Genomic DNA, 20,693 nt, shown 5'->3' with positions numbered 1-20,693 from the left:
AAAAACCTGACTTGAATCCAATCAAATCAGGTTTTAAATTTATTTTGAAACTCTGAAGCTATCTTTCTAATAAAATCATCAGTGTAATAAGATCGCCAAATTAGTTTACACTAACATTGTTACAGGGTTTTCAATATACCCCTTTAAGGTTTGTAAAAATTGTGCTCCTGTAGCACCATCCACTGTTCTATGATCACAAGCCATCGTTAACTTCATGGTATTTCCTGGTACGACCTTACCATTCTTAACAACTGGTTTTGAAACGATAGCACCTACAGACAAAATTGCCGAGTTTGGCTGATTAATAATAGAGGTGAAACTCTCTATTCCAAACATCCCTAAGTTAGAAATAGTAAAGGTACTTCCTTCCATTTCATCGAGAGTGAGTTTTTTGTTTCTTGCCTTACCAGCAAAATCCTTGACAGCAGCTCCGATTTGGGTTAAACTTTGTTCATTCGCAAACTTCACTACTGGAACGACCAATCCATCTGGTACAGCTACGGCCACACCTATATGCACATGATTGTTCATTTTCATCCTGTCATCAAACCACTGAGAGTTGACCTGCGGATGTTGTTTTAAAGCTAGAGCACAAGCTTTAACAATCATATCATTAAAAGAAATCTTTGTATCTGGCAATGAATTGTATTGTTCTCTAAAAGCAATTGCATTATCCATATCAAACTCCACATTAAGATAATAGTGTGGTGCTGTAAATTTAGATTTTGCCAAGTTTTTAGCGATAGCCTTTCGCATATTAGAATTTGGCACCTCATCGTAATCCTCTGTACCTGTAGGCACAAATTTACCAACTGTACTAGAGGCCTGTGATGGCGTAAAGTTTTCAATATCACGCTTCACAATTCTACCATTCTCCCCAGAACCTTTTACTTGGGAGAGATTAATACCTTTTTCTTCGGCCATTTTCTTAGCTAAAGGAGATACGAATATTCTTCCGCCAGAAGTAGATGCTGAAGTTTCATTAGTCTTAGATTGTGAAGGTTTTGATGCTTCTTTTTTCGGCTCTTCTTTCTTTTCTTCATTAGGAGCTGCTTTTGACTCCGTTTTAGGTTCCGATTCAGGCGCTGAACCTCCTGCCTTGAAATTTTTGGCAACACCAGACACGTCTGTACCAGCAGGACCAATAATGGCCAACAGCGCATCTACTTTAGCAGATTCTCCTTCTTGCAAACCTATGTGCAGTAAAGTCCCTGATTGAAAAGATTCAAATTCCATAGTGGCTTTATCCGTTTCTATTTCAGCAAGGATATCACCTTCTTCTACTTCGTCTCCAACGCTTTTTAACCACGTTGCCACTGTTCCCTCTTCCATTGTATCACTTAATCGCGGCATAGTCACAACGGTAACACCTTCTGGAAGTTCTTCAGAACTATCAGATGAGCTATCAACTTCTTCAGTCTCTTCTGCATTATCTTCTTTTTTTTCTTCGGATTTTATTTTTTCGTCGTCTGATGAAGTACCATTTAATAAATCCGATATATCTTCTCCTTCTTCACCAATTATAGCTAAAAGCGAATCTACTTTGGCCGTTTCACCCTCTTGAATACCGATGTGAAGCAAGGTACCTTCATTAAAGGACTCAAATTCCATGGTTGCTTTATCCGTTTCAATTTCAGCTAAAATGTCACCCTCTTCAACCTTGTCGCCCACTTTTTTTAACCATGTGGCTACGGTTCCCTCTTCCATTGTATCGCTTAAACGCGGCATGTTTATTACTTCTGCCATAGCTTATAATTTATGTGGTATAAATGGATAATCTTCTTGCTCATATACAGCGTCGTACATCACGCTCTTTTCTGGATATGGAGATTCTTCTGCGAACTTCTCACATTCAGAAACGCGTTTCTTAACACGTTTATCAATTGCTTTAATATCATCCTCTGTTGCGTATTTCTTTTCTAAAATAATATCCTTGACCTGAGTTATAGGATCTATCTTTTTGTACTCCTCTACCTCCTCTTTGGTTCTATAATGTTGGGCGTCTGACATGGAGTGTCCTCTGTAACGGTATGTTTTAACTTCGAGGAATGAAGGACCTCCACCTTTTCTTGCTCTTTGGATGGCTTCATCAAATGCTTCTGCAACTTTAATAGGGTTCATACCATCAACAGGACCAGAAGGCATTTCATAACCCAAACCTAATTTCCAAATATCTGTGTGGTTTGCCGTACGTTCTACAGAAGTTCCCATCGCATAACCATTGTTTTCACAAACAAAGACTACTGGTAAATTCCATAACATTGCCAGGTTAAATGTTTCGTGCAATGAACCTTGTCTTGCAGCACCATCCCCAAAACAGCATATGGTTACAGCGTCACTGCCATGGTATTTATCACCAAAGGCAATACCAGCTCCTAGTGGAATCTGACCACCAACAATACCATGACCACCGTAAAAACGATGTTCTTTTGAGAATATATGCATAGAACCTCCTAAACCTTGAGAGGTACCAGTACCTTTTCCATACAACTCAGCCATAACACGTTTTGGGTCAACACCCATTCCTATGGGTTGAACATGATTACGATAGGCTGTAATCATTTTGTCTTTAGTTAGGTCCATAGCGTGTAAAGCACCTGCTAGTACGGCTTCCTGACCATTATATAAGTGAAGAAATCCTCTTACTTTTTGTTGTATGTAAACAGCGGCAAGTTTATCTTCAAACTTTCGCCAAAACAGCATATCCTCATACCATTTCAGGTATACCTCCTTAGTGATTTTTTGCATTTTTCGATTCGTTCTTTTAATCCGAATAACAAAAATAACATATTAGTTAGTAACCAAAAAACCGAAAATTGTAAAATTTGCTACGAAAACGTTATAGAAAACTTCTATCGAAACCAAGTGGTAATAAATTTGCTAAAGAGTTTGATTTTACAACCTTACCAATAGCTCCCATAAAATAGATTTCAATAGGCTGCTCTTGTTTTATTTCGTATTCGGAAATAGATTGTCTACATGCACCACATGGGGGAATTGGTGCGTCCGTAACTTGATTTTGAGATGAGGCTGTCAGCGCCATTTTTAAAATCTTTGCATTAGGATATTTGGCTCCTGCATAATAGATGGCCGTACGCTCTGCGCAAAGACCGGAAGGATAGGAAGCATTTTCTTGATTGCTACCAATGACAATCTCATTATTGTCTAAAAGGATAGCTGCACCCACTTTAAATTTTGAATAGGGCGCATAAGCATTTTCCCTAGCCTTAATTGCTGCATCTATTAACTGCTGAATATCATGAGGAAGTTCACTCAAACCATCGTAAACGTTCAATACTGTTTCTAACTTTACTTCCTTCATAGTCAATTCTTTTTTAGACAAAAAAACTATTGCTTTTAAACAATAGTTTTATGGATTCTAAATTATTTAATCATTCTAATATTCATCATACTCACCATCGCCAAAATTAAACGTTAGCGAAAAACGCAAGGTATTTTCCAATGGGCTCTGAACACGAGAAGCCGAGAATAAATACGATAAATCAATATTAATAGTCGTATATTTAAATCCTGCGCCTATGGCAAAAAACTTACGAGCTCCCTTATCTTCAGCCTCGTTAAAATAACCTGCTCTAAATGCAAAATTTTCTTGATAGGTGTATTCAGCACCTAAAGCCCATGTAAACTCTCTTAACTCTTCACTAAAACCTCCTGGTGCATCACCAAAGGATTGAAAAATCCCGCTTAAAAAGCTAACGTCATTATCTTGTCCTTGAGTAATAATTGTTGGTTCGCTTTCGTCAATATCCGGTGTGCTAGGATCATCATCTGTTTGCACTCCATCACCATTAGTATCAACAAATCCAAATTTTGGAGGTGTTGGCACTAAAAGCTTCGATACCTCAGCAGTTACGCCCAATTTACTATATTCATCAAAAATGAAATCAAAACCAGCACCTAATCTTAAGTTTGTAGGTTGAAAGTTTTCTCTACCGCCATCATCATACTTAAACTTTGGTCCTAAATTCTGTATGGCGAAGCCTGCTCTCCATCGACCATTAAAATCATTATAGGCTTCCTCTTCACTCTGGTAATACCCTGTAATATCTGCCCCAAATGTACTTGCTGCATCTGCGTTAGGATCTACTTGGTCTATTCTTAGGTCTGACCTCATATAACGTACAGCAACTGCCATGGCAAACTGGTCAGCTAATCTTAAGGTGTAAGCCACATCTGCCGTGAATTCATTAGGTTTTACATTGACACCTGGATCATTTTCACCTTGCGTTAAGGTGATCTCACCTAAACTAAAATATTTAAAACTCGCTGAAACTGCACTAAACTCATTCAACCTATTAAAATAGGTAGCGTAGCTTATTGAGATGTCGTTGACCAATCTGCTTAAATAAGGGGTGTAACTTAAACTTACACCAGATTTAGCCTCTGAAAAGACATATTTTGCTGGATTCCATTGTTGAGAAAACCCATCTACGGATGTCGCTACACCCATATCTCCCATAGCTGCAGACCTTGCATCTGGTGCTATAAGCATAAACGGAACACCTGTAGTTATTACAGAAGACTGATCTGGGAATGTTATAGTCTCTTGCGCAAAGGAAAAACAAATTGTTACAAAAGCTAAAAAGGTTATTGTGTATTTCTTCATGTTCATTATTAGATTATTAGTGCCACCATTAACTTGCACTATATCGTTAGCAAATATAATTTATTCTTAGAGTATGACAAGTTTTTGAATTTTTTCAACTTGTTTATTTAAACGGCTAGATCTTACTTTTAGTTTATAGATATAGACTCCTTTGCCAATTTTATCACCAAAGTCATCTCTACCATCCCAAACCATACTTCGTGATAAGGAAGAAGATCCATTAAAACACAACTCATCTGCACTTGTTTGCCCATTTAAGGTTCTTACAAGTTTACCTGAAACTGTAAATATCTGAACGGATATATCTAAAGGATCAGGACTATTGTGATTGAACCAAAATTCGGTGTAATCAACAAATGGGTTAGGATAGTTAAGGACATTATCAATGACCAGCTCTTCGTCCTTATCGTAAACCGTAAATTGAATTTCGGCGGTGGACGAATTATTATAAGTATCCCATGCTTTCAATGTTAGCGTGTGAAGACCAGGTTCTAAATCACGAAATGGGTAAGTAACCGACCCATTGGCATAGTCATCTACATTGGCTTGGTAATAATCATTAAGGACAATAGGATTGGTTTCATCGCCGTCGATGATTGCTGTAATATCATGACCTATTCCACTTGCCGTATTTATACCATTATCATCTTGTAGTTTTGCAATTAAATTTGGAGATTCATTTGTAATACCACCAGAGACAAAATTTTCGTCATTCATAAACAAATTAATCACTGGACCAATATTATCCTCAGGAGCATTTTCATTTATACCACCAACCAAGATATCGAAATTAGCCCCTGCTTGATCCGATAAAGGATTATTAGTTTGAGCATAAAAACTTACTTTTCCATTTCCAACTGGAATACCAATGTCTCTCGGTACAATAAAATCAAACTCAAATTGACCGTTTTCAATAGTTGCCTGTCCTTTAAAAATGATTTCCCCTAGTGTGGTAAAATTTAAAAAAATAGTACCATTATTATCAGTAGTACCATCATTTGCTAGGGTTTGACGTTCTATTCTTTTATCAAAAACCGTTGCTGTTAATGTCCCATTATAATTAGATAATAGATTACCATTAGTATCAGTAACCTCACCAGCCAATTTTGTATAACTAAGAGCTTTTAATGTATCTATCGGCTGTGTTATTTCCACATCATTCACCTTAGTTAACTTTATATCTGGTTTAGGAAATGCCAATTTCATAGCAGGATCACCAATTAAAAACACTAATCTTTTTTGGGTAATACCGGCTATATTATTGTCTGTTTTAGTTAGTCTTAGTACTTCTCCAATGGATGGATAATCATTGGAACCATAGGCAAATAAGTAATCATCCAAGACCTCGTTAAAACTTTCACCAACAGTTACAAAGATTTGTCTCGTAGTGGTCATTAAACCAATAGCACCACCTGTTTTATTCCAGTAGGTAAACTCACCAGCAGTTTCTCTGCCGGGATCATCAAATTTGGTATACTCACAAGTAACCGTAATAAACAGATTGTATTTACAAACATTATTTATTTCTTGCGCATCAAACTTATCAAAAATTCGTTCTTTGGCTAATCCGTCTTCACCCCCATGACCAAAGTAGTTTACTACAATGGCTCCAACCTCAATGGCATCTTTGAAAGCTTCATTAACTTGTGGGTATCGATTTCCTGCTGCAGATGATTCTTGCTCGTAGGCATCTGCGTGAATTTTTACAACATTAAAAAAAGGCTTATCCGTCTCAATATTCGTTCCTAGACCATCTGTGGTTTCCTGTAATGTTCTTTCCCAGCCAACATCAACATCATCGGACACCAACAAAACGTTGTTTCTCCAGCTCCCATAAGCAGCTTCGTTATAGTAAGCTTCGATTTTATCTACCAGTTCTCTAGCTTGCTGTAAATCTCTTGCTAATATTCTACCTACTGCCACATCCATCCTGTCTGCACTACCCATACCACCTTCATTATCATCTAACATTGCAAAAAAGTCATCTGATACAAAGGAGTTAGTTAAGCTAAAGCTATCTGTTGAATACCATGAAGGCACTAGATTAGTATTATTATTAACTCTGTCTTTATAATCATAAGAACCTTCCCCAAACAAACACACATACTTTAATCTGTTGTTAGGTGAACTTGCATTATCATATACATATTTTATAAAGTTTCTAATTGCAGCTATATCCTGACTTCCTGTACTAAACTCATTATAAATAGTTTGAAGCTCAACAACTTTAATGTTAAGGTTGTACTGGTTTCTATTTATTTGAGCCAACCGTTGTGCTTGAGATAGCAATTGGGTAGGTGTTAAAATAATATAGTCTATGTCCTGAAATGCACCTTGATCGTTATTAAATATCGTTCCTTTTAAGTTTTGGTTAGACAATGTTGACCTAGAATCCTTTTTAGGCTGTAATAGATTTGAGGAAGAAAAAGCCAAATAAGTACGTTCTTCACCAGAAATCGCTTTGAAGTTAATTGCACTTAAGGCTTCAGGATTTAAAATATTTGTTACATTAAACCGATCGGTTATATCCCATACTTCTTGAACACCCGAAGCATTTGATAGATTATACTCCACAATACCAGGTGTGGAGACAACCTCTCTATTCTTAAATACTAATTGATCACCGTTATAAATTAAATCTCTGGTTGCTTCGATGTTGATATAATCTAAATAGGCATTTGCAGAAGGATTACCGTTATTGTTATAATCTAGTGTTACTGTTATGGCATCTGATGAGATATTAATATCGTCACCATAAGCATTTGCTGTCGCAAGAACAGACCCTGGACTAATAACACCTAAATTTAGGTTGGACACAAAATTACCGTTAATAGTTATGCCCATAGTAGTGCCATCGGTCTCAGAAACAGAACCAACGGCGATATCAAACCGAACTGGTTCATTTGTTACCAAATTGGGAAATTGGAAATTATAAACACGTTGATTTTCTATATCAAATTCATCACCAAACCATCTTCTACCTAGTTTGGCAAGATTAAACTCATCTACTTCATAAAACTGATAATCTTGAAATGTGTTAATTTGAATATCTGCAACTCCATCTATATTTGGCATCTGCTGTATCCTTTTACCATTCCCAGGACTCACATTAATATAATAGTATGTCTTATCGGTATATAAATTAAGATTGGTTTGACTTTCTTCATTATATGTTTTGGGACCTTCACCATAAAATAAAATATAGTCTCCATTATCAAAACTCCCATCTGCTTCACCAACAAATTTCACAGCATTTTCAACTACATCATAAGGATAGTTTGCTGAATTTAATAATGGTAACATTCTACCACCATTACCATAAATCTTTATAGTTCTCGGATCTACAGAATTCGTGTTGATTCCCAAACTGTTTAAAAACCCTTTAGTTAGTTGAAAAACACCCGATTCCTCAATATAAAACCTATACCATTCGCCTGTACTCAATACAGAATTTGATATTGTGGTCCTTAAAGAAGTTTGAGATCTATTAGCCGTTATATTATAATTAACTATAAAGGAGGTAATCCTTTTGTAAACACCCCTATCGTTTATAATCGGACTAATTTCAAAATAATACCCACGCTTGTTGCGTGCATTGGTATTATAGAAATTAAATTTTAAGGATTTGGGAATAAGATTAACGTTTAAGTCTTTTAAACTTGACTCACTTATGATTTCATAGGATACGTTAGAAAGACTGACCGAGGTTTCATCTACAATACCACTGTTATTGTTCCATTGCGCAAAAAACATCAACCCACTTTCTTCATCGTAACTAAAATGTTTTTCATCAAAAGCAGGAACAGTAATTTTTCCATAGGCTGTTTCCAGTAACTTATCACCTTCCCATTCTATATTAAATTGTTTTTGTTGTCCAAAAACGAACAAACTCAGCATCGTTAAAACAAAAACAGAGCAATTTTTCATTTAAATTTTTTTGATTTTAAAACCTTAGTTCGGTGCAAATCAATCATCACCAAACCGATATTATTTAAAATACAGTAAAATAACGACTAATTCTAAGGCTTATTATAGTATAGCAATTTTTATTTCAAAAATACAACAATAATTTATTTTAGTCACCGTTATTAAAGGGCAAAATACACCGTAAAATCGACCAAAAATCCGTTATTCGGTTCAAAAAAAGGGATGAAATGCATATTTTTTTGAATTTTAAGACAAAAAAAAGTTGTCGGTTTACCTTTAATTGTTATATTGCGGAACTAAAAATTTAACGAGCTTACTTAAATATATGGATATGAAAAATGTCTCAAACCTAAAATTTTTAATTGCCCTTGCGCTTTTAACTAGCATAGTTAGTTGTAAACGCTCATCTAACTCCAGCAATGTTGATAGTGCAACTGGTTGGAAAATCAACGATAAAAACGGTGGTTTTCAATACAATACCAGTTTCAAAGAACAAGAAACACCTCCTGGTACTGCATTTATAGAAGGTGGTACATTTACCATGGGTAAAGTACAAGATGATCCAATGCACGATTGGAATAATACTCCAACTCAACAGCATATTCAGTCATTTTATATGGATGAGACTGAGGTTACAAACCTTAATTATTTGTTTTACCTAGACTACCTAAAGAGAGTTTACCCACCAGACGATCCAAATTATGCATTAATTTACAAAGGTGCACTTCCTGACACTCTAGTATGGAGAAACCGCCTTGGTTATAACGAGATGATGACCGAAAATTACCTTCGTCATCCTGGTTATGCAAATTATCCTGTTGTTGGTGTTAGTTGGATACAAGCTGTTGAATATGCCAATTGGAGATCTAACCGTGTAGCAGAAATGTCTTTACAAGAAGCTGGTTATATTAAAAGAGATGCACAATACACCGACTTAAGTGCTGAAAGTACTTTTGATGTTGACACGTATATTAACGCACCTACCGAAACTTACGGAGGTAACTCAGAGGTTTTAGAAGGTGGAAAAAGAAGACAGCAAACAGATGCTGATGGAAACCCTATAAATGTATACGCAAACAGAGAATCAGGTCTGATTCCTGTAAAATACAGACTACCAACCGAAGCAGAATGGGAATATGCTGCACTAGGTATGAGTGAGTTAAGAAGTTATAATGTCTACAGAGGTCGTAAAAAATACCCATGGGATGGACAATATACAAGATCAGGTAAGCGTGTTAATCGCGGTGATCAGTTAGCTAACTTTAAACAAGGCAAAGGAGATTACGGTGGAATTGCAGGATGGTCTGATGATGGTGCTGATATTACCGCTGAGGTTAAGTCCTACCAACCTAATGATTACGGTCTTTATGATATGGCTGGTAATGTTGCTGAGTGGGTAGCTGATGTTTATCGTCCAATTGTTGATGATGAATTTAATGACTTTAACTATTACAGAGGTAATGTTTACACTAAAAATGCCTTGAATGAAGACGGTACAGTAAAAATTGTGACTGTTGACGAAATAGTATATGACACTCTAAGTAATGGTAAAATCATTGCTCGAAACCTTCCTGGCGAAATTGCTAAAGTTCCTGTTGATGAAGAAGACACTTATTTAAGAACTCAATTCGATAAGAGCGATAACAGAAACTTTAGAGATGGTGACAAACGTTCGTCACGTTATTACAGAGAAAGTTTTGATGAAGGTGATGATAGAGTCAATACAACAAGAAAAATGTATAATTCACCAGATCACAAAGTTGAAGTAGATTCTACAGAAGGTAAACTTATCAGAGAGTACGATAAATCAAACAACAGAACCTCTCTCATTAATGATGAAGTTAGAGTTTATAAGGGTGGGTCATGGAGAGACAGAGCATATTGGATAGATCCTGCTCAACGTCGTTACTTCCCACAAGATATGGCAACTGACTATATTGGCTTCAGATGTGCGGTATCTAGAGTAGGCTCTAAATCTGTAAAGTCACAAAAGAAACGTAACTAATTATTAGTAAAATAATATTAAAAAAGTCCTGATAATTTTATCAGGACTTTTTTATTTTTAGTCCTATGGAAATAGAATCGATTTATGAGAAATTCGAAGCTTGTGCTTCGGTTTCTACAGATACCCGAAAAATCAAAAAAGACGACATATACTTTGCTTTAAAAGGAGAGCAATTTGACGGAAATCAATTTGTTGAACAAGCCTTTGAAAAAGGTGCAAAATACTGTGTCGTAGATGATAAGGATGCCGTCATAAATTCACAATGTATTTTGGTCGCTGATGTATTAACAACACTACAAAACTTGGCGACCCATCATAGAAATAAAATCGGCGTACCAATCATAGCACTTACTGGTAGTAATGGTAAAACAACCACCAAAGAATTGATCAATGCAGTCTTATCAACAACCTACAATGTTAAAGCGACCAACGGTAATCTTAACAACCACATTGGAGTACCATTGACATTATTATCGTTTACAAAATCCTTGGATTTTGGTATTGTAGAGATGGGCGCCAATCATCAAAAAGAGATTGAGTTTTTGAGCCTTATTGCACAACCTGATTATGGCCTCATTACCAATTTTGGTAAAGCCCATCTTGAAGGGTTTGGTGGTGTAGAAGGTGTAATAAAAGGGAAATCGGAATTATATGATTTTATTAAATCACATCAAAAAAAGGCATTTATTAACACAGATGACTCCAAACAAATTAAACAAATAGGTGACTATAAGAACATCATAACATTTGGTGAAGACTCAGATAATGAATGTGTGGTTCACTTTAAAGAAGCCAATCCTTTCGTAACACTAGAGTATGATGACACGCTTATTAAAAGTCAACTGATAGGTGACTATAATTATGTTAATATCGCTGTTGCCGTAGCTATAGGTCAGTATTTTAGGGTGGATACCAAAAATATAAAAACTGCTATTGAATTATATCGATCAAACAACAATCGCTCTGAAGTAATTGAAAAGGGCTCTGTCAAAATTATCTTAGATGCTTACAATGCTAACCCCACTAGTATGTTAGCAGCACTTAAAAATCTAAAGCAATTAACAGCTCCGAAGAAATTTTTGTTTTTAGGTGATATGTTTGAACTTGGAGAAGTGGCAAAAAAAGAACACCAAACTATTGTTCAATTTGCAGAAGAAAATTTTAAGGATAATATTTACTTAATTGGCGAGAATTTTTATCTGACCACCACAAAAACAACGACTCAAAAATTCAAAACGTTCGAAGATTTAAAATTGGTTTTGAAAAACTTGGACTTAAACAACGCTACAGTTTTAATTAAAGGGTCAAGAGGAATGGCACTAGAACGTCTATTGGAACACATCTAGAACAAAAAAAGTCCAAACTCACGTTTGGACTTTTTTTGTGGGTCATACTGGATTCGAACCAGTGACTTCTACCCTGTCAAGGTAACACTCTAAACCAACTGAGTTAATGACCCTTATTGATATAAAAAAAGCTCACATTTCTGTGAACTTTTGTGGGCGCGAAGGGATTCGAACCCCTGACCCCTTGGGTGTAAACCAAGTGCTCTGAACCAACTGAGCTACGCGCCCTAATTATTAGGACTGCAAATATAGATTAGTTTTTAAAATCTCAAAAGGTTTTTATTAAAAAAATCAAATTATTTCCGCTACCACAAATGTACTGCCACCAACATAAATTAAATCATCTTTAGCTGCTGCTTTTTTAGCCTGTTTAAAAGCGTCTTTAACATTAGCATAAGCATTTCCCATTAATCCGTTTTTAACAAATACCGCTTTTAAGACTTTAGCATCAAATCCTCTCTGCACATTTGGTTTACAAAAATAATAAGTTGCCTTTTTAGGCAATATTGGAATGATTCCAGCTAAATCCTTGTCACTGACCACACCAAAAACGATATGCAAATTGCTATAGTTTTCAGTCGCCAATTGATCCATGGTATAACCTAAGCCTTCTTTGTTATGTGCTGTATCACATATAACCCTAGGGTTTTGTTGAATAATCTGCCAACGCCCTTGAAGCCCCGTATTTTTATAAACGTTTAGCAAACCTTTTTTTAAATCTGAATTTAAAATCTTGTATCCTAATTTTTTTAATACTTCAATTGACTGAATAACGGTCTTAATATTATGTGTTTGATAGCTTCCTTTTAAGTCACTATTATAGATATCTTTGACTAGCTTATCAGCAAAATAAATGTCCGAATTTGTAATCGCTGCTTTATTCTTAAAAACATCTTCTGTTTCTTTTTGAGTTTGCCCAATGACGACAGGAATGTTTTCCTTTATAATACCTGCTTTTTCACCAGCAATCTTCTCGAGCGTATCACCTAAAAACTGCATATGGTCAAAACCAATATTGGTAATAATAGAAAGCTCTGGTGTAATGATATTAGTTGAATCTAAGCGACCACCCAACCCAACTTCTATAACAGCAATATCAACCTTATGTTTTGAAAAATAATCGAAAGCCATACCAACAGTCATTTCAAAAAAAGACAAATTGTTAGACTCTAAAAATGCTTTATTTCGTTTTATAAAACCAATGACAAATTGTTTTGAAACAACCTTTCCGTTAATCCTTATGCGCTCTCTAAAATCTTTTAAATGAGGTGACGTATAAAGTCCAACCTTATAACCTGCTTCCTGAAGTATTGATGCCAGCATATGGCTTGTTGATCCTTTACCATTGGTACCACCAACGTGAATGGATTTGAATTTTTGTTCTGGATGTTTAAGGTGTACTGAAAGCCTTAGTGTATTGGATAAATCTTTTTTAAATGCAGATTTACCCTTGTTTTGATACATTGGTAATTGTTGAAACATCCAATGAACTGTACCATTATAATTCATTGGTTACTGACCTATATCAAAATTAATACTTACAAATCCTATTTGAGTAGAAGGCGCATTAGAATCCGCAGGCCATTTGTGAGATAATGCTATTTTTTTTGCAGGCTCTAATAAACAAGGGTGCGTATTTTGAGTTCCTTTTACACCAGGTGTTGCTTTAATCACTTTACCTTGGCGGTTAACTTCAATTCTCACAACGACTAATCCATATTCATTACAATCTTGTTTGTATATTTCTCGCGATGGTTTTCCTCTCCCACCAAGACCATAACCTACGCCTCCTTTACCTGGTCCCGAACCTCCAAAATAACTTGGTGCATATGGGTCACCATCTAATTGCCCTTTATTACCTGATTTATCATCATCTCCTTCTCCACCATCGTCATTACCTTTAGAGTTTTTTACTCCGCCTATGAGATTATCTAAACTTTTCTTTTTTGCTTCCTCTTCTTGACGTTTTTTTGCTTCAGCCTCACGTTTCTCGCGTGCTATACGCTCAGCCTCAATTTTTGCTTTAGCCTCTGCTTCTTTTTGTTTTTTTATAGCCAACGCTTCAGCGTTTTCTTGTGTTAAAACATCTTCGGTCTTTTGGGTAGATGTTGTTGGCTCAGATACTGAGGGTTCTGGTTGAGACTCTTTAACAATCGTTTCTTCAACAGCTTCTCTTGGCTGTGCCAATGGTTTGCTACCACTACCAAAATCTGTAGTTCCAAAATTAACAGCAACCCCATATTCTTCTGGCGGATCCAAATAGTGCGGACCAACAAAAAATAATAACAAAAATAACAAGAGTGCAATAAGTAATGTCAGTCTTGCAGCATTACGTTGATGTATGGTCTCAAAATATTTCACTTCAATTCAACTTTTTCAACAATTCAGTTTCAAAAACAGTGCCGCTTTAATTAGGTTGAACAGCCAAAATTACTTTAAACTTATTTCTATTAGCTATGTCCATTACCTTAACGACATTCTCTACTGGAACAGATTTTTCAGCGCGTAAAACTATAGTTGGTTGCTCTTGAGAAGAAAGAATCTTTACCAATTCGTTTTCTAAAACACTTTCACCAACTCGTTTTTGGTCAATATAATAGGTTAAATCTTGCTTGATACTTACTGCAGTTGATTTTTTATTTTCGGTTTTACCACTAGCTTTTGGTAAAATAATATCAATAGCGTTAGTGGTAACCAATGTTGAAGCAATCATAAAAAAGATCAATAACAAGAACACAATATCGGTCATTGATGCCATATTGAATTCCGGTGTTACCTTATTTCGTCCTCTAATATTCATATTAGATAGGTTCGTTTAAGTGATCTAAAAACTCTACGGAATTAGCTTCCATTTGATAAACCACCTTATTGGTCTTTACTACAATGTGGTTATAGGCTACATAGGCAATAATACCAACTATAAGTCCGCCTACGGTTGTTGTCATTGCTGTATAAAGACCACTGGCCAATACATCCATTTGAATCGTTCCGCCTGCATTGGCTAACTCAAAAATGGAAAGAATCATACCAACCACCGTTCCTAAGAAACCAATCATTGGTGCTACACCAGAAATAGTAGCTAAAACACTTACATTTTTTTCTAAACTATAGATTTCTAGTCTTCCTGCATTTTCAATGGCCGTGTTAATATCCTCAAGCGGTTTACCTATTCTTGTAATACCTTTTGCAATAAGTCTAGATACTGGCGAATTTTGCTGGGCACATAGCATTTGTGCGGAATCTATCTTACCATTACTCACGTGGTCTTTGATCTGATTCATAAAGTTAGAATCAACTTTAGACGCTGCTTTTATAGCAAAAATTCTCTCAAAATAAATATATGTTGCTACAATCAATAGTAAAAATAATATCAGAATAATGACCATTCCTGAAGTTCCGCCACTAGTGATTAACTCAATAATGGATAGGGTTTTCTCAACTTGTTCACTATCAGTCAATACTTCTGTACCTTCTTGAATATTACTTAGTAATATCATATGAAAAGATTTAGTTTAAATGTTTCTGTAAGTTATAACGCTAAGTTTTTAACTTAAGTATATTAGAAAATAGCTCTTGTGACCATAAAGGCTGCCGCCCCTGCAATAAAGCCAATAAGAGCTAGCCAGGATATTTTCTTCAAGTACCAGAAAAAGTCGATTTTTTCCATACCCATAGCTACAACGCCTGCTGCCGATCCTATTATTAACATACTACCTCCAGTACCTGCTGAATATGCAATAAAGTGCCATAATTCATTATCCATAGGCTCTGAGAACATTCCTAAACTGGCTGCTACTAATGGGACATTATCAATGACCGCAGACCCAACCCCTAGTAATAATACCACGAGATCAGAAACACCTTCACCATGTAATTCAGTACCCATCATAGGCATGTTTTGTTGTAAAGTATCAGCGAATCCAAAAAGAATACCTAAGGACTCTAAAGCAGCAACCGCCATTAATATTCCTAAGAAGAATAGAATACTTGGTAATTCAATCTTAGACAAAGAATAATGCACAGGACTATGACTTGCATGCTCTTCATGCTCACCCAAGCCCGACGCTGAAATTGCGAATTTCGAATTACTGTAGACTTCTGCAAAAATAGCCACTACACCTAAAGATAACATCATACCAACATAAGGTGGTAAATGGGTTATGACCTTAAAAACAGGAACAAAAATTATAGCACCTAAACCTAAAAAGAGCATCGTAGAACTGAATTTACTCTTAGGCTTATTATCTTCATCCTGCAACGCTACTGTCCCTTTAAATATTGGTAGCATTGAAGCGATAAAAGTCGGTACTGCCATACATATAACAGATGGTATAAAAAGATAGGAGAATAGTTTTCCTGTTGATACCTTATCACCAATCCATAACATGGTTGTGGTCACATCACCTATCGGAGACCATGCACCACCTGCATTGGCAGCAATAATAATCAAACCTGCAAACCAAATTCTTACATCCCTATCCTTAACAATTTTTTGAAGTATTGATATCAATACGATAGTAGCCGTAAGGTTATCTATTATAGCGGATAATACAAATGCCAAAATAGAAAACATCCAAAGTAATTTCTTTCTGCTGTTAAAATTTACAGCAGACTTAATAGTTGAAAAACCATCAAAATAATCAATGATTTCTACTATAGTCATCGCTCCAAGAAGAAATACTAAAATCTCAGCCGTTTTGCCTAAATGATGAAGTAGGGTTTCTTCCATAAGGTGCATTTTTTCCTCATGGTTAAGTAGACCAAAGTTTTCCATTAAGTTATGTTTTGCAGAATCAAACCACTGCGAAAAATCATCTATACCTAATGAAATTAATGCCCAGCTAATGGCCATCATTACAAGAGCTGGAATTAACTTATCAATTTTAATATTATGTTCTAGTGTAATGGCTAAATAACCAAAAACAAATACGAGAATTATTACGGTTTCCATATATTAAGGGATATTTTATATTAATTGTCTGAGTGCAATCTCAAACGCTGTTTCACTAATGCCAACCTTCTTCGGATTATTCTTTTTTACTTCTCTTAAGGCCTTTTTAATGACTTTCGATGTGTCATTAAATATTGCTTCGTCAGTCATTTGTACCTTACGTTCCATAAAATACGCAAATACTCTTGCCATACCACAATTTGAAATAAAATCTGGTATTAAGCTCACTTTTTGATCAGTATACTCCATAATTGGCCCAAAGAAAATTTCTTTATCAGCAAAAGGAACATTGGCTCCACAACTAATTACTTCTAAGCCTGTATCAATCATCTGATTGATTTGTTCCTTTGTAATTAATCTAGAGGCCGCACATGGTGCAAACACTTCAGTTTCTAAAGACCATATTTTTTGATTAATCTCGTCAAATGGTATAAGGTTTTCGGCCACAAGTGTATTACCACTTTTATTTAAATACAAATCTGAAATCTCCTTAAAAGTAAAGCCTTTGGAATTTATTAATCCGCCAACAATGTCAATAATTCCCACAACTTTAGCACCCATTTGGGAAAAATAAAAAGCAGCAGCAGCTCCAACATTACCAAAACCTTGTACAACAACTCGCTTTCCTTTTATTGTACCACCATTTAACGCATAGAAATGTTTTGCAGCCACAGCGACACCATAACCTGTTATCATATCAGCTACGGTATACTTTCTTGATACATCAGGGGAGTATTTTTGGTTTTCAATAACTTTGATAACTCCTTGTCGTAATTGCCCAATTCTATTGATTTTATCTGCCTGTGTTGGTTTAAAATGACCTTCGAAAACACCTTCTTGCGGGTGCCATACTCCACTCTCTTCAGTAATTGGTATTACCTCGTGAATCTCATCAACGTTTAAATCACCACCAGTGCCATAGTAACTCTTAAGTAATGGTGATACTGCAGCATACCAACGTTCTAAAACCCCTTTTTTTCTTGGGTCATGGGGATCAAAATTTATTCCAGATTTAGCACCTCCTATTGCAGGTCCAGAAACTGTAAATTTCACTTCCATGGTTTTTGCCAATGACAGCACTTCATTCCTGTCTAAACCTTTTCGCATTCTAGTACCACCACCTGCGGCACCACCTCTTAAAGAATTGATTACCGTCCATCCTTCTGCATCTGTTTCAGGATCCTTCCAATGAAATACTATTTCTGGTGTTTTATTTTCGTACTTGTGAAGTAATTCCTTTATCAACTTAATAAAATTAGTTAGTAGCAACAAATATAAAAAACTCTAATGCCTGAAAAGTGAATTAATTATTAATTTTGAGATTTAGGAAACAAAATTTTTCCAGAGGAATGATCTCTCCTCGCACCAGTAACACTCCTCAAGGAATTGATTTCCTTTCTATCTTTCAAAACTCCTAATAAACCAAATACCAAAGCCTCCTTAAACTCAATGATCTCCTTACTCGGAATTATAATTGTTGAGGCCGATTTTGACCTAAGCCTTTCAATTAAAAAATCATTATAAGCGCCACCTCCAGTGACTAATGTTTTTGAATCTTTAACCTTTAAAACTTTACTTATTTGAATGGCAATATGTTCCGTAAAAGTTCTTAAAATATCTTCCGTTTCAAGTTTAAACAAATCTATTAATGGGATAACATGAGTTCTTACCCATTCTAATCCTAATGATTTTGGTGCTGGCTTTTCATAAAACTCCAATTGATTCAGTTTATTCAATAAATCATTGTGCAACTTCCCTCTTGAAGCTATTTGACCTTTATTGTCATATTCTAAATTAAGTTTTGAAACATAATGATTAAGTACAATGTTTACTGGACAAATATCAAAAGCTATACGCTCATTAATATCTTCAAAGGACACATTTGCAAATCCACCAAAATTTAAACAATAATCGTAATCATGAAAAAGTAATCTATCGCCAATCGGGACCAATGGGGCGCCTTGCCCACCATAATCAACATCTTGTACCCTAAAATCACATATGACTTTACAATCTAAAATATTGGCAAAAGATTGCTCATTTCCAATTTGGTATGTTAGTCCTCTATCTGGTTGATGAAGAGCCGTATGACCGTGAGATGACACAAAATCCAAGTCTTTTATTTGGTATTTTTTCATAAAGCTCAACACTTTATTCGCTAAATATTCAGAATATTTAAAATCAATTTCCTTCAAATCGTCTATCGATTTATCGACAAGTTGACTTAAGGTCTCCTTCCAATAAGATGAGTACTTAAGTGTTTCAGAATTACAAATTTCAAAACTCCAAAATCCCTTATAATCAAAAGTTGTGTAGATAACATCTATTCCGTCTAAGGACGTGCCAGACATAACCGCTATTACTTTATAACGAGATTTTATCATATTAGTAAAAATAATATTACTTATTGAAAATACAGCAAGAAAGCGTTATCTTTGCGTGAAATTTTTAAGAAATCAACAATCAATTTAATTTATGGATTATAGCTTAACCGAAGAACATTTAATGATTCGAGATGCAGCAAGAGATTTTGCTCAAACCGAGTTACTTCCTGGCGTTATAGAACGTGATAATACTCAAACATTTCCGAACGATTTAGTTCGTAAAATGGGTGAATTGGGATTTATGGGAATAATGGTAGATCCAAAATATGGAGGAAGTGGTATGGATACCATTTCTTATGTTTTAATTATGGAGGAATTATCCAAGGTAGATGCCTCTGCATCGGTAATGGTTTCGGTAAATAACTCATTGGTTTGTTATGGTCTTGAAGCTTATGGCTCAGAGGAACAAAAACAAAAATATCTTACCAAACTTGCAACCGGTGAACAAATAGGTGCGTTTTGTTTAAGTGAGCCTGAAGCTGGCAGTGATGCTACGTCTCAAAAAACTACGGCAATTGATATGGGTGACCATTATATCATTAATGGTACAAAAAATTGGATTACTAATGGAGGTCGCAGTGATGTCTATTTAGTAATTGCTCAGACAGATAGAGAAAAAGGTCATAAAGGTATTAATGCTTTTATTGTTGAAAAAGGAACACCTGGTTTTGATATTGGCCCTAAAGAAGATAAATTAGGTATTAGGGGAAGTGATACACATACACTGCAATTTAACGATGTTAAAGTACCTAAAGAAAATAGAATTGGTGAAGATGGGTTTGGCTTTAAATTCGCGATGAAAACACTTTCTGGTGGACGAATTGGTATTGCTGCTCAAGCTTTAGGTATTGCTGCTGGAGCTTATGAATTAGCTTTAAAGTACAGTAAAGAACGTAAAGCTTTTGGTACAGAGATTTCAAATCACCAAGCTATAGCTTTCAAGTTAGCAGATATGCATACTGAAATAGAAGCAGCACGAATGTTAGTAATGAAAGCAGCTTGGGATAAAGATCAAGGTAACAATTACGACATGTCAAGTGCCATGGCCAAACTTTATGCTAGTAAAGTCGCAATGGAACAAACTGTAGAAGCGGTTCAAATACACGGCGGAAATGGTTTTGTAAAAGAATACCATGTAGAGCGTTTAATGCGTGATGCAAAAATCACTCAGATTTATGAAGGTACTTCTGAAATACAAAAAATTGTAATTTCTAGAGGAGTTTTAAGAGATTAGAATTTCTAACATTATCGATAATAAAAAAGTCAGCAATAATTTGCTGACTTTTTTTATTCAATCGATATTTCATAATTCCTATACCCCTAAAAGCAAAAAACCCCTACCTGTTTAGGTAAGGGTTTTCAAAAAAGGCGGCGACCTACTCTTCCACAGATGCAGTACCATCGGCGCAAACGGGCTTAACTTCTCTGTTCGGAATGGTAAGAGGTGAGCCCC

The 20,693-nt window shown here is 35.6% G+C and carries 15 protein-coding genes, 2 tRNA genes and 1 rRNA gene; 3 read left to right on the top strand and 15 right to left on the bottom strand.

The window, feature by feature from the left end; translation table 11 throughout:
- Window positions 1–105: 105 nt before the first annotated feature.
- The 5 genes from ACFQ1K_RS05785 to porU all read right to left on the bottom strand — a co-directional run bounded on the left by ACFQ1K_RS05785 (window position 106) and on the right by porU (window position 8,554).
- Window positions 106–1,746, bottom strand: coding sequence for a pyruvate dehydrogenase complex dihydrolipoamide acetyltransferase (locus ACFQ1K_RS05785; RefSeq protein ID WP_320555792.1), 1,641 nt, complete (start codon window positions 1,744–1,746; stop codon window positions 106–108).
- Window positions 1,747–1,749: 3 nt separating this feature from the next.
- Complete coding sequence (gene pdhA, locus ACFQ1K_RS05780; protein ID WP_320555791.1) at window positions 1,750–2,748, bottom strand: pyruvate dehydrogenase (acetyl-transferring) E1 component subunit alpha; 999 nt, start codon at window positions 2,746–2,748, stop codon at window positions 1,750–1,752.
- Window positions 2,749–2,839: 91 nt separating this feature from the next.
- The gene (cdd, locus tag ACFQ1K_RS05775) at window positions 2,840–3,322 is read right to left on the bottom strand and encodes a cytidine deaminase (protein WP_320555790.1); all 483 of its coding nucleotides are present in this window, start codon (window positions 3,320–3,322) and stop codon (window positions 2,840–2,842) included.
- 75 nt (window positions 3,323–3,397) lie between these two features.
- A complete protein-coding gene (porV, locus tag ACFQ1K_RS05770; RefSeq protein WP_320555789.1) occupies window positions 3,398–4,627 on the bottom strand; it encodes a type IX secretion system outer membrane channel protein PorV in 1,230 nt (409 codons plus the stop codon).
- Between the two features lie 66 nt (window positions 4,628–4,693).
- Window positions 4,694–8,554: a type IX secretion system sortase PorU gene (porU, locus tag ACFQ1K_RS05765; RefSeq protein WP_320555788.1), complete on the bottom strand. Its 3,861-nt coding sequence runs from the start codon at window positions 8,552–8,554 to the stop codon at window positions 4,694–4,696.
- Between the two features lie 325 nt (window positions 8,555–8,879).
- Here porU and gldJ point away from each other — a divergent pair, with 325 nt between their 5' ends.
- Both gldJ and ACFQ1K_RS05755 read left to right on the top strand, forming a co-directional pair.
- Window positions 8,880–10,559 carry a gliding motility lipoprotein GldJ gene (gldJ, locus tag ACFQ1K_RS05760; RefSeq protein WP_320555787.1) on the top strand — a complete coding sequence of 560 codons (1,680 nt, stop codon included), beginning with the start codon at window positions 8,880–8,882 and terminating at the stop codon, window positions 10,557–10,559.
- A 65-nt stretch (window positions 10,560–10,624) separates the two neighbouring features.
- Window positions 10,625–11,905: a UDP-N-acetylmuramoyl-tripeptide--D-alanyl-D-alanine ligase gene (locus tag ACFQ1K_RS05755; RefSeq protein WP_320555786.1), complete on the top strand. Its 1,281-nt coding sequence runs from the start codon at window positions 10,625–10,627 to the stop codon at window positions 11,903–11,905.
- Between the two features lie 38 nt (window positions 11,906–11,943).
- Here the strand turns inward: ACFQ1K_RS05755 and ACFQ1K_RS05750 are convergent.
- The 9 genes from ACFQ1K_RS05750 to ACFQ1K_RS05710 all read right to left on the bottom strand — a co-directional run bounded on the left by ACFQ1K_RS05750 (window position 11,944) and on the right by ACFQ1K_RS05710 (window position 19,240).
- Window positions 11,944–12,018: transfer RNA gene (locus tag ACFQ1K_RS05750), tRNA-Val, on the bottom strand.
- A 40-nt stretch (window positions 12,019–12,058) separates the two neighbouring features.
- A tRNA-Val gene (locus tag ACFQ1K_RS05745) sits at window positions 12,059–12,133 on the bottom strand.
- A gap of 63 nt (window positions 12,134–12,196) precedes the next feature.
- Window positions 12,197–13,414: a bifunctional folylpolyglutamate synthase/dihydrofolate synthase gene (locus tag ACFQ1K_RS05740; protein WP_320555785.1), complete on the bottom strand. Its 1,218-nt coding sequence runs from the start codon at window positions 13,412–13,414 to the stop codon at window positions 12,197–12,199.
- A 3-nt stretch (window positions 13,415–13,417) separates the two neighbouring features.
- Window positions 13,418–14,266, bottom strand: coding sequence for an energy transducer TonB (locus ACFQ1K_RS05735; RefSeq protein ID WP_320555784.1), 849 nt, complete (start codon window positions 14,264–14,266; stop codon window positions 13,418–13,420).
- A gap of 46 nt (window positions 14,267–14,312) precedes the next feature.
- Window positions 14,313–14,705, bottom strand: a complete 393-nt coding sequence (locus ACFQ1K_RS05730; RefSeq protein ID WP_320555783.1) for an ExbD/TolR family protein — start codon at window positions 14,703–14,705, stop codon at window positions 14,313–14,315.
- A 1-nt stretch (window position 14,706) separates the two neighbouring features.
- Complete coding sequence (locus ACFQ1K_RS05725; protein ID WP_320555782.1) at window positions 14,707–15,402, bottom strand: MotA/TolQ/ExbB proton channel family protein; 696 nt, start codon at window positions 15,400–15,402, stop codon at window positions 14,707–14,709.
- Between the two features lie 62 nt (window positions 15,403–15,464).
- The gene (gene nhaD / locus ACFQ1K_RS05720) at window positions 15,465–16,856 is read right to left on the bottom strand and encodes a sodium:proton antiporter NhaD (RefSeq protein WP_320555781.1); all 1,392 of its coding nucleotides are present in this window, start codon (window positions 16,854–16,856) and stop codon (window positions 15,465–15,467) included.
- A 15-nt stretch (window positions 16,857–16,871) separates the two neighbouring features.
- Complete coding sequence (locus tag ACFQ1K_RS05715; RefSeq protein WP_320555923.1) at window positions 16,872–18,098, bottom strand: Glu/Leu/Phe/Val dehydrogenase dimerization domain-containing protein; 1,227 nt, start codon at window positions 18,096–18,098, stop codon at window positions 16,872–16,874.
- Between the two features lie 68 nt (window positions 18,099–18,166).
- On the bottom strand, window positions 18,167–19,240 hold the full coding sequence (locus ACFQ1K_RS05710; RefSeq protein WP_320555780.1) for an anhydro-N-acetylmuramic acid kinase: 1,074 nt from the start codon (window positions 19,238–19,240) through the stop codon (window positions 18,167–18,169).
- 91 nt (window positions 19,241–19,331) lie between these two features.
- Here ACFQ1K_RS05710 and ACFQ1K_RS05705 point away from each other — a divergent pair, with 91 nt between their 5' ends.
- Window positions 19,332–20,474 (top strand): acyl-CoA dehydrogenase, encoded by a 1,143-nt coding sequence (locus ACFQ1K_RS05705; protein ID WP_320555779.1) that lies wholly within the window; start codon window positions 19,332–19,334, stop codon window positions 20,472–20,474.
- Between the two features lie 129 nt (window positions 20,475–20,603).
- On the opposite strand, the gene rrf is transcribed toward ACFQ1K_RS05705, so the two are convergent.
- A 5S ribosomal RNA gene (gene rrf / locus ACFQ1K_RS05700) occupies window positions 20,604–20,693 on the bottom strand; the annotation flags it as partial.

Source organism: Winogradskyella aquimaris (assembly GCF_042676105.1).
GTDB lineage: Bacteria > Bacteroidota > Bacteroidia > Flavobacteriales > Flavobacteriaceae > Winogradskyella > Winogradskyella aquimaris.
This window is presented reverse-complemented; position numbering and strand designations above follow the sequence as displayed.